Annotated in this window: 3 protein-coding genes; all 3 read right to left on the bottom strand. The window is 74.7% G+C overall.

The window, feature by feature from the left end; genetic code table 11:
- Positions 1-29: 29 nt before the first annotated feature.
- The 3 genes from AC5LUJ_RS20600 to panC are packed head-to-tail and all read right to left on the bottom strand — an operon-like array spanning position 30 to position 3132.
- Positions 30-1847, bottom strand: coding sequence for an L-aspartate oxidase (locus AC5LUJ_RS20600; protein WP_250281947.1), 1818 nt, complete (start codon positions 1845-1847; stop codon positions 30-32).
- Positions 1844-2371 carry an aspartate 1-decarboxylase gene (gene panD, locus AC5LUJ_RS20595; RefSeq protein WP_250281946.1) on the bottom strand — a complete coding sequence of 176 codons (528 nt, stop codon included), beginning with the start codon at positions 2369-2371 and terminating at the stop codon, positions 1844-1846. The genes AC5LUJ_RS20600 and panD overlap by 4 nt, the downstream gene beginning before the upstream one ends.
- Positions 2372-2373: 2 nt before the next feature.
- Positions 2374-3132 carry a pantoate--beta-alanine ligase gene (gene panC, locus AC5LUJ_RS20590; protein WP_493465546.1) on the bottom strand — a complete coding sequence of 253 codons (759 nt, stop codon included), beginning with the start codon at positions 3130-3132 and terminating at the stop codon, positions 2374-2376.
- Positions 3133-3414: the final 282 nt, after the last annotated feature.

Genomic DNA, 3414 nt, shown 5'->3' with positions numbered 1-3414 from the left:
CGACAGCGGCGGTGGGGACGGCAGTGGCATCAGGCCCGGTCCGAGGCGTGCCCGGCGGCTGCCGGGTGGCCTGGCGCAGGCGCGGCCTCCGCGGCGTTCAACGGCTCGTATGTCACTGAGAGCTCACCTTCCGCGTCCAGCTGGGTGAGGATGTGGCCACGCCAGCGTGCGTCATCAGTGTTACCGAAATCTTCCCGCCAGTGCGAGCCGCGGGTTTCCTGACGCATTGTGGCAGCCGCGACCAGCGCTGTGGCGACGGTCCGCAGGTTGGTCATCTCCCAGGCGTCCGGGCCGGCGGTGACGGTGCCGCCGGCCCGCAGGTCCCCGAGGGCGGCCAGCGTCTTCGCGGTCGCCCGCAGGCTCTGCGCACTGCGCAGCACTCCGGCGCCGTCGGCCATGGCGCGGGTCAGGTCGGCGCGGGCCGCCGGGTCGGCGAGCCCGGCCGAGCCGCGTCCCACCACCGGGTTCGCCGGCTTCGTCGGGGCGGGCAGCCCCCGGGCGAGATCGGTGCCGATGCGGGCGGCGAAGACCAGCCCCTCCAACAGGCTGTTGGACGCCAGCCGGTTCGCCCCGTGCACGCCCGTGCAGGCGACCTCGCCGCACGCGTACAGCCCGGGGACGCTGGTCCGCCCCCAGACGTCGGTGCGTACGCCGCCGCTGGCGTAGTGCGCTGCCGGAGCGACCGGGATCGGCTCGCGGACCGGGTCCACGCCGGCGGCCCGGCAGCGGGCGGTGATCGTCGGGAAGCGCCGCAGCAGGGTGGCGCTGCCCAGGCCGCGGGCGTCGAGGTAGAGGTGGTCGACGCCCTGGGCGGACATCACCTGGGACATCCGCTTGGCGACGACGTCCCGCGGCGCCAGGTCGGCGAGCGGGTGGACGCCGTCCATCACCCGGTGCCCGGCGGCGTCCACCAGGTGGGCGCCCTCGCCGCGCATGGCCTCGCTGACCAGCGGCTGCTGGCCGGAGACGGACGGCGCGCCGGACGGCTCATCGTCGCCGCCAGCCGGTCCGGTCGCGCCGGCCGGGCCCGCCCCCGCCCCCAGCCGCGCTCCCGCTGCCGTCGACGGCGGGACCAGCCACAACGCGGTCGGATGGAACTGGACGAACTCCAGGTCGGTGACGACCGCGCCGGCGCGCAGCGCCAGCGCCACGCCGTCCCCGGTGGACACCGGCGGGTTCGTGGTGGCGGCGAAGATCTGCCCCATCCCGCCGGTGGCGAGGATCACCGCGCGGGCGGCGACCGCGCCCACCCCGTCCTTGCTGCCCTCGCCCAGGACGTGCAGGGTCACCCCGGCGGCGTTGCCGTCGGCGTCCAGCAGCAGGTCGAGGACGAGCGCGTGCTCGATCACCTCGACGCCCGGGTCGGCGCGTACCGCCGTGATGAGCGCCCGTTCGACCTCCAGGCCGGTGGCGTCGCCGCCCGCGTGCACGATCCGGCTGCGCAGGTGGCCGCCCTCGCGGGTCAGCGCGAACCCGCCGGTGGAGCCGTTCCGGTCGAACGCGGCGCCCAGCTCGGCCAGCTCCCGCACCCGGGCCGGCCCCTCGGTGACGAGGATCCGCACGGCGTCGGCGTCGCACAGCCCGACCCCGGCGGTCAGGGTGTCGGCCAGATGATCCTCGGGGGAGTCCTCCGGGGCGAGCGCGGCGGCGATGCCGCCCTGCGCCCAGCGGGTCGACCCCTCGTCCAGGCGCGCCTTCGTGACCAGCAGGACCCGGCCGGCGGGCACGGCCGCGCGGGCGTGCAGGACGGCGCTGAGCCCCGCGATCCCCGACCCGATCACCACGATGTCGGCGTCGAGGGCCCAGCCCGGCCGGGGCGTGCCGAGGCGGCAGGGCAGGAAGGTCATGGGCGGACCCGCGCTCCGACCGTGGCCGGCCGCCCGCCGTCCGGCTCGTGCCGGGGCGCCTCCCGGCCGGTTCTCGTCCCGTCGACGGACAGCTGATCGACCGACAACGGCTGGACGATGTCCCCGCGCAGGCTGGACGGGTCGTCCGGGATCGCCGCCGCCGGATCCTGCCCGTGGGCGACGACCCGGTTGGTGGCGTCCACGAACAGCACCCGCGGGGTGAACCGGCGGGCCTCGGCATCGGCCATGACCGCGTACGCCAGAATGATCACAAGATCTCCGGGATGGACAAGCCTTGCCGCCGCGCCGTTGATCCCGATGATCCCGCTGCCGGGCGGGCCCGCGATCGCGTAGGTCTCCAGCCGGGCGCCGTTGTCGATGTCGACGATCGTGACCTGCTCGCCGGGGAGCAGGTCCGCGTCCGCCATCAGGTCGGCGTCGATCGTGACGGAACCGACGTAGTGCAGGTCGGCCTGGGTGACCGTGGCGCGGTGGATCTTCGATTTGAGCATGGTCCGGAACACGGTCAGCCGTCCTCCCCGGGCAGCGTGAGCTCGATGTTGTCGATCAGACGGGTGGTGCCCACCCGGGCCGCGACCAGCAGCAGCGCCTGGCCGGTGCGTACCGGTGCCAGATCGTGGGGGCCTGCCAGCCGCAGGTAGCCCACCTCGACGTCCGGTTCGGCGGCGAGCACCTCGCCGGCGGCGGCCAGCACCACGTCCGCTCCCTCGTCGGCGACGCGCACCCCGACGGCGAGCGCCCGTGACAGCGCGAGCGCGCTGCGGCGCTGGTGGGTGGTCAGGTAGGCGTTGCGGCTGGACAGCGCCAGCCCGTCCGGGGCCCGCACCGTCGGCACCGCGACGATCTCGGTCGGGAAGGCCAGGTCACGCGCCATCCGCCGGACGAGGACGAGCTGCTGGGCGTCCTTCTTGCCGAAGAAGGCCAGGTGCGGGCGGGTCAGGTGGAGCATGGTCGCGACGATCGTGAGGACGCCGTCGAAGTGCCCGGGGCGGCTGGCGCCCTCCAGCACCTCGCCGAGCGAGCCGGCGCTGACCCGGACGAGCGGCGGGGTCTCGTGTACGACCGGCGGGGCGAAGACGATGTCCGCGCCTTCGCGGCCGCACAGCTTCAGGTCGGCGTCGAGCGTCCGGGGGTAGCGGGAGAGGTCCTCGCGGGGGCCGAACTGCAACGGGTTCACGAAGATCGTGACGATCAGCTGGTCCGCGCGGGCCCGGGCGGCGCGGATCAGCTCGGCGTGCCCGGCGTGTAACGCGCCCATCGTCATGACGACAGCCCGTGTAGCATTTGCCGCTAAGGGTGACGCGTCGAGCAGTGAGTCGAGTTCCGCGCGGCTCAGGGCCAGCGCCGGTTCCCCGTCGCCGGGCGATCGGGGGCGTGGCGAAGCCGCGGTTGCGGATGTGGCCATCAATGTCGTTCCAGTCCTCGTAGGGGTACCGGACGTCGCGCGCCAGCCTAACCCGAACGCGATCGCGCGCGCACGTCTGTCACGTACCGCATATGTGACAAGCGGCTGGCGGCCGCGGCCGGCGGTTACCGGCCGGCGGGC

This window comes from Protofrankia sp. CiP1_Cm_nod3 (genome assembly GCF_982290655.1).
Note: the sequence above shows the minus strand (reverse complement) of the source record. Positions and strands in the feature narration are given on the sequence as shown.

Coding starts and splice junctions, on each gene's coding strand:
- AC5LUJ_RS20600 (WP_250281947.1), bottom strand. CDS start 1,847: ATGACCTTCCTGCCCTGCCGCCTCGGCACGCCCCGGCCGGGCTGGGCC.
- panC (WP_493465546.1), bottom strand. CDS start 3,132: ATGACGATGGGCGCGTTACACGCCGGGCACGCCGAGCTGATCCGCGCC.